This is a genomic window from Actinoplanes sp. NPDC049802 (assembly GCF_040656595.1).
GTDB lineage: Bacteria > Actinomycetota > Actinomycetes > Mycobacteriales > Micromonosporaceae > Actinoplanes.
Genome location: NZ_JBFAMR010000008.1, coordinates 184,945 through 191,726, shown reverse-complemented (window position 1 = coordinate 191,726; position 6,782 = coordinate 184,945). Strand labels below are relative to the sequence as shown.

Sequence of the window (6,782 nt, the reverse complement as noted above, 5' to 3'; positions counted from 1 at the left end):
GGCGGCGACCTGGTCACGCTGACCGCCACCGAGTTCGAGTTGCTGCGCTACCTCATGCGCAACCCGCGCTGGGTGCTGTTCCAGCGGCGCTGGAACAGCACCCACGACCAGCCGAACCACCCAGCTCAGCCCGGAACGCGCGGCACGGGCTCGACCCGGCGGATGAGCGCGGGGCTCGGCGGAACGGTCCTTGTCTCCGGGGCGGGGAACGCCGTACCAGAAATGGGCTTCATCTGACTATCTGGGCGAAGCGGACCGCACCGTTCTCCAGGTCGGGGTGTTCGACGGCCAGCGCCATGGCGACTATGCGGTCGAACCCCAGGCCGGCGCCGTCGGCGTAGGCCGCGTCGAAAGCGGCGTCACCGAGAGCGGCACGGAGGGCCGCCTGCTGGGCCGACCAGAACGCGCCGAACGACTCGGTGCGGCGGGCGCCCCTGGCGGCCTCCGCCCCGCCGAAGAGAACCGTGGCGGTCGCCGGGTCACCGCCGAGCGCACAGCGGACCGCGATCGCGGCCACCGCGTCGGCGGCCGCGCCCCGGAAGCCGTGCCGCAGCCGGGACCGCAACGCCACCACCAGGTGATCGTGGCCGGCTACCAGGTCGCCGCGGCGCAATGCGACCATGCCGAGGAGCCAGTCGACGGCGCGGCGGCCGCGAGCCTCGGGACAGATCGCCTCCTGATGCCGGGCCGCGCCGAGCAGATCGGCCGCCTCGGTGAGCGCGTCGCGCCGCCACAGCAGCTCGGCGAGGGTGAGCACGGCGGGCAGCGCCGCGGTCGGGACGCCGGCCCGTTCGGCCTGGGCGATCACCTCCCGGCAGCTCTGCTCGGCGGTCGGCGGATCGCCGTCCGGCCGCGCCACCCGGGCGGCCCGGACCCGGATCGGCAGTGCCGGATCACCGGACCGCCCCGCCTCCTCCTCGGCACGTGTCAGGAACCGTTCGCGCTCCACCCGGTCGGTGGCCAGGCCGGCGTGCACCAGGTACGCGCCGGACAACTCGGCGGGTGTCACCGAGCCGTCACCGGGAAGCGCCCGGTAGAGGGCGGCCAGCAGCCTCCGGCCGTCCCGCCCGCCGCCGTGCTCCCGCCACCACGGGTCCAGCGCGGCCGCCAGTCGCAGTCCGGCACTCACGTCGCCGATGGCCGCGGCCCAGCGCAGCGCGCCCTCCCACTCGGCCACATAGGGGGCGAACTCGGTGAGCGACACGGTCCGGGCCGGGTCCTCGGCCGCTACCGCCACCCGGTCCAGGGTGTGCAGCGACCAGGTCAGATGCCGGTCGCGGACGGCCGGTTCGTCGCCGGTCGCCGCGAGCCGGCGCAGCGCGTAGGCCCGCACCTGGTCGGACATCCGGTACCGCGGACCGGGAACCACCTCGACCAGCGACTTGTCGGCCAGTTCGGACAGGGCGCCGAGCGCGTCGGCGTCACACCACTCCACCGTGGCGAGATCGACCGGCCCGGCGAAGACGGCGAGCCGGCGCAGCAGGTCCGCGGCCCGGGAACCCAGCGTCCGATACGACCAGGCGAGATTGTTGGCCAGGCTGGCGTGCCGGCCGTCCCCGGCGGCGTCGTTGTCGAGCGCGCCCAGCGGGTCGTCGAGCCGCCGGGCCAACTGCTCGGCCGGCAGCAGCCGCAACCGGGAAGCCGCCAGCTGGATGGCCAGCGGTGAACCCTCCAGCCGTGCGGCCAGCCGGGCCAACTGCGCGTCACCGTCACCCGGGCGGCCGCCCTGCGCGGCCGCCGCACGGTCCCGCAGCAGCGCGAACGCGTCCGCCGGGGCAAGCGGCGGGATGCGCCACACGGTCTCGCCGGGCAGTGCCAGCGGCGCCCGGCCGGTCGCCACCACGTCGAGCCTGCGGCACCGGCTGAGCAGACGGTGCGCCAGCGTGGCGGTCAGCGCCGGCGCCGCGTCGCAGGTCTGCAACAGCACCAGCATCCGGCGTTCCCCGCACTGCTCCACCACCGTGTCGATCAACGGCCGGCCCGGTTCCGGGCGCAGGCCGAGTGCGGCGGCCAGAGCGGCGGGCAGGCCCTGCGCCGCCGTCGCGGCATCGATCGTCCAAACCCCGCCCGGGTACGCCGGAAGCAGCTGCTCGGCCACCGCCAGGGTGAGCCGGGTCTTCCCGGAGCCGCCCGGACCGACCACCGTCACCAGGCGGTTGTGGCTGATCAGCTCGGCCAGTTCGGTCAGCTCCGCACGCCGCCCCACGAACGGGCTGTGCTCGGCGGGCAGATTGTGCCGGGGCGCCTCAGCGGTCCGCGGGCGGGGAAAGTCCCGCTCCAGGCCCGGCGCGCACACCTGGAAGATCCGCTCGTCGTCGTCGAACCCGCGCAACCGGTAGGCGCCGAGGTCCAACAGATCCACGGTGGCCAGCGTGGCCGCGGCCGCCGCGCCCCCACCCGACATCGCGGCATAGGCGGCGGTCACCGCGAGAGCCGTCGCCTCCGAACACAGCACCTGCCCGCCGTGCGCGGCCGCCGACACCCGGGCGGCACGGTGCACCTCGGCGCTCGCGTACTCCTGACCGATCGGAACGGCCCGGCCGGTGTGCAGTCCCATCCGGACTTTAGGAATCGCATCCTGGCGTGGCCAGTCGTATCCGGACAGTCTCCGTTGCGCCTCCACACACGCCGCGACGGCCGCGTCGGCATTGGAGAACGCCACGAAAAAGGAGTCACCCTCGGTGAGAAGCTCGACACCATCGAACTCAGCAAACACAGCGCGTAGCACGGCTCGGTGCGCGCCGAGGACGCTCCGATACGCCTCACCGAGCATCCGAGCCAGTCGCGTCGAGCCCTCGATGTCGGTGAACATAAAGGTCACCAGGCCACTGGGTAGCTCGATCCGTCCCGACACGGTGGAACCTCCGCCCCCTTTGGGAAGTCGCGACTCATGCTGCCGTATCTCTGCGTCACCGCACATCGTAGAAACGGACGGTAACCGCTTGCCCGCCATGGCCGACCCCTTATGGAGGACACGTCGATCGCGGGATCGACCGGAGGCATACGGGACTACGCGTCTCGTAACGAAAGAGATCGAACGCGGAAACGCGGCATGCGGGCAAAACCGGCAGGCCGTTCGGGTGTACCCGTACGGGTCACCGTTTCGCCACCGCGCGCGAGCGGGACGTCACCGCCCGAAGTCGACACTGATCATGGTCACTCCCCCGCGGCCCATCCCCACACCCCTCACCGTGCCGCCGTCGTGATGTCCTTCCGCGGCAAGCCTCGCCGGATCCCGGACCGTTCGCCGGGACTTCATCGCGGCGTCACCCTCGCCACGCATCCAGGCCGGTGCGCCCGCCCGTCCCGGGAGCCACGGGACTGCCCCGGGAGCCGCGGGCCTGCCCGGGCGCGGCAAGACCGTCGCGCGGCCGGGTGCGGGTCGGTCGCGCGGCGGTCCGGACCGTCAGCAGCCGCAGCCACCTCCGCAACAGCCACCGCCGCCCCCACCGGCGGCCGGGGCCGGGGCCGGCCCGCCACGACCGGTCACAGCGACAGTGGACAGCAGTTTGACGGTGTCGCCGTGGCCTTCGGGACAGGTCGCCGGGTCGGCGGCCTCCCGCATCGGACGGTTGACCTCGAAGGTGGCGCCGCAGGCGCGGCAACGGTACTCATAACGCGGCATCCGACCAGCGTAGGGCCCCTGCCCCGAGAGAGGTAGGCGGAGTTGTCCACAGGGCTTCGGCGGCCTCCCCGACAGTGCTTGCCGGCGGGTAGGGTCTACGCGTGGCGGAGGTCCGGAAGAACCCAGCAGAGCGGCCGGAGTTGCGGCCCGCGGCGCCGCACCAGGGCGGTTCCAGCGCGGCCCCGGGCGAGCCGGCCACGGTCACGCCCGCCGCTCCGGCGGCCACCGGCCCCGGGCCGGCCACGGTCACGCCCGCCGCTCCGGCAGCCACCGGTCCCGAGCCGGCGCAGACGGCCGGCGACAGGACACCAGCCGCGGAGACTCCAGCGGATTCGGCGGCCGCCGGCCCCGCGTCGACGGATTCGCCCGCACCCGGCGGGGTCGACGGGCCGATCGCGCCGACAGACGGCGGCAGTGCCCGGACCGCATCGGATGGCGCCGGGAAGGCCACAGCCGGTCCGAGCGGCTCGGCGGACGCGACCGCCGAGCCGGAGAGCGCGTCGCCCCGGGACACCAAGGCCGAGCCCACCGAGCCGGACAGGCGTGCGGACGAAGCCGCCAAGGCCGGGGACAGCGGCACGGAGAAGGCGCCTGCCACAACGGTCACGGGCTCCGACGGCACGAAGGCCGGACCCACCGAGCCGGGCAAGACCCCGGCCGAAACCACCAAGAGCACCGACGGCGCAAAGGCCGGACCCACCGAGCCGGGCAAGACCCCGGCCGAAACGACCAAGGGCACCGACGGCACCGGTAAAGGGCCGGCCGGGCGGCGGCGGGTTCGGCCGGCGCAAGTCGCCGGTCGGGCGGCTCGGGGCACCGCGGCCTGGGCCAAGGGGCCCAGCGGGCGGGTGGTCCTTCCCGGGCTGGTGCTGGCGGTGCTCGTCGCGCTCGCGGTCACCTCCGGGGCCTATCTCGTGCCGAAGGCGCTCGACGCGGCGCCCGCACCGAGTTCGACCCCGGCGTTCGGGACGACGGACGGGGCTTCGGCGCCGCCCGCCGTCTGGGCCTCGCCAGGGGGCGTGCCGCCCGGGGTGCCGGGGAGCCTGCCACCCAGTTTCCCGGTTCCGGGGCTGTCCACGGGAGTGGGCGGGCTGCCACAGCCCGGCGTCGGCAACACCCGGCCGGCCGACGCGCTGGCCGGATGGGCGTCCCAGATCGGCACCCGGGTCAGCATTCCGGTGGTCGCGGTTCAGGCCTATGTCTACGCCGAGCTGGTCACCGCGCAAACCACCCCCGGCTGCCATCTGAACTGGACGACGCTCGCCGCCATCGGGGAGGTGGAGTCGTCGCACGGCAGTGTCAACGGGGCGGTGCTGGGCGCCGACGGGGTGGCTCTGCCGGCGATCCTCGGGCTGCCGCTGGACGGGCAGGGTGGGCGGCAGTTGATCGCCGACACCGATCAGGGCGTCATGGATCTCGACAAGACCTACGACCGGGCGATGGGGCCGATGCAGTTCATCCCGTCCACCTGGAAGGAGACGGCCGTCGACGCCGACCGGGACGGCGTGGCGAACCCGAACGACATCGACGACGCCAGCCTGACCGCGGCTGTCTACCTCTGCAAGGGCGGTCGCGACATGTCCCGGGGCGAGTCGTGGTGGGACGCGATCCTGTCGTACAACGCGGTGCGGCCCTATGCGGAGAAGGTGTTCCGGGTCGCCGACGACTACGGGCGCCGCAGCAAGGCGTGAGCGCCCCGGCGGCGGCGAACCGGCGAGCCTCACGACGCAGCGTGAGGGCAGCCGTACTTTTGCGTGGTCAGCACTTCCCACAAGGTCTCACAAACGGCACGATGTACCCGTGAGGGTGCGTGAATGGGATCCCCGCTCCGCGTCCACGGCCGAGGTCCGCTCGCTCGTGGAGGCGGTGAACGCGGTTCTGGCGGCTGACCTGCCGGACGATCCACCCTGGCGCGACGTGCAAGTTCGGGATTATCTGGCCGAGACCATGCCGGGCGAACGCCGGATCACCTGGGTGGCCGAAGATGATCGGCTCCCCGAGGGCGAGAGCAAGATCTTCGCGCATGTCAGCATCCTGTTGCTCGGTGACATCGGCGTGCTCGAGGTGCTGGTCCGGCCGGAGCTTCGGCGCCGCGGTCTGGGCCGGCAACTGGTGGCGGTCGCGGCGCGCCGCGCCTACCTGGAGGGCTTCTCCTCGATCGGGGTCGAGGCGATCGGCGGCACCGCGGCCATCCCGTTCTACGAGTCTCTCGGTTTCGAACGGGAGTATGTGGAAACCCGCGGCGTGCTCAATCTGGACGCGGTGGACTGGCTGTCTCTCGGCAGCATGGCCGGCGGGATCAGCCCCGGCTACCGGATCGAGTACCACCCGGGCGGGCCACCGGACCATCTGCTCGACGCCTACGCGCAGGCCAAGGCGGAGGCGCAGCACGATGACGACGACCTGGACCTGGCGCCTCGCTCCTCCGACCCGCAACGGCTTCGCGACTCCATCGAAACGCTTCACAAGCGCGGTCTGAAGCCGTACATCGTGCTGGCCATCCATGAGGCGAGCGGCAGCGTCGCCGGGCTGACCGAGGTGGTCGTGCCGGCACAGCATCCGGAACGCGCCGACCAGTACGACACGATCGTCGTCCGGGAACACCGCGGCTACGGCATCGACCGTGCGATCAAGGCGCGGATGCTGTTCGAGCTGCGGGCCGCCGAGCCGACGCTGCGCCAGGTGCAGACGTGGAACGCGCAGCACAACGAGTCGATGCTCAAGGTCAACGCCGAGCTGGGCTACCAATCCGACCGCGATTGGTACGAATACATCGCCGACGTGACCCAGTTGGTCCAGAGCTTGGAGAAGAGCTGAGCCGACGGGCTCAGGGCTGCCTCAGCTGAGTTGAGGCAACCCCGACACTGCTGGCCAATTGTTCTCCGCTCCGACCACCGGCGGTGACGCCGTCCCATGGACTCAGCGTGTGGCATCGGCCGGCCGCCACACGCAACCACCGCCACGGTCCCCGGCTGGCAGCGCACGCAGGAACGAATCCCCGTCCGGGGAGGCGGGACGCGGATCACGGGCCATCGGTGTTCCGCAGACGTGACACCCGCAACGGGTGTCGTCACACCCACCACGGGTGTCACGTTCTCCGAACACACATCACCCTGCACACCGGCCCTCCGCCCACCGGACGCCATGACGCCGGGAC

4 protein-coding genes and 1 pseudogene are annotated in these 6,782 nt (G+C 72.7%); 3 read left to right on the top strand and 2 right to left on the bottom strand.

Annotation, left to right across the window (positions count from 1 at the left end; genetic code table 11):
- Positions 1-237 (top strand): annotated as a pseudogene (locus AB0I88_RS08815) (hypothetical protein); the annotation flags it as partial.
- Here AB0I88_RS08815 and AB0I88_RS08810 read toward each other — a convergent pair.
- Positions 230-2,854 carry an adenylate/guanylate cyclase domain-containing protein gene (locus AB0I88_RS08810; protein ID WP_361020304.1) on the bottom strand — a complete coding sequence of 875 codons (2,625 nt, stop codon included), beginning with the start codon at positions 2,852-2,854 and terminating at the stop codon, positions 230-232. The pseudogene AB0I88_RS08815 and the gene AB0I88_RS08810 sit on opposite strands and share 8 nt — an antisense overlap.
- A gap of 552 nt (positions 2,855-3,406) precedes the next feature.
- Positions 3,407-3,625 (bottom strand): zinc ribbon domain-containing protein, encoded by a 219-nt coding sequence (locus AB0I88_RS08805; RefSeq protein ID WP_361020302.1) that lies wholly within the window; start codon positions 3,623-3,625, stop codon positions 3,407-3,409.
- 101 nt (positions 3,626-3,726) lie between these two features.
- Between AB0I88_RS08805 and AB0I88_RS08800 the strand changes: the two genes are divergently transcribed.
- Both AB0I88_RS08800 and AB0I88_RS08795 read left to right on the top strand, forming a co-directional pair.
- Positions 3,727-5,316 (top strand): lytic murein transglycosylase, encoded by a 1,590-nt coding sequence (locus AB0I88_RS08800; protein ID WP_361020300.1) that lies wholly within the window; start codon positions 3,727-3,729, stop codon positions 5,314-5,316.
- A gap of 109 nt (positions 5,317-5,425) precedes the next feature.
- Entirely contained in the window at positions 5,426-6,442 is a 1,017-nt protein-coding gene (locus AB0I88_RS08795) for a GNAT family N-acetyltransferase (RefSeq protein ID WP_361020298.1), read from the top strand.
- The last annotated feature ends 340 nt before the right edge of the window (positions 6,443-6,782 follow it).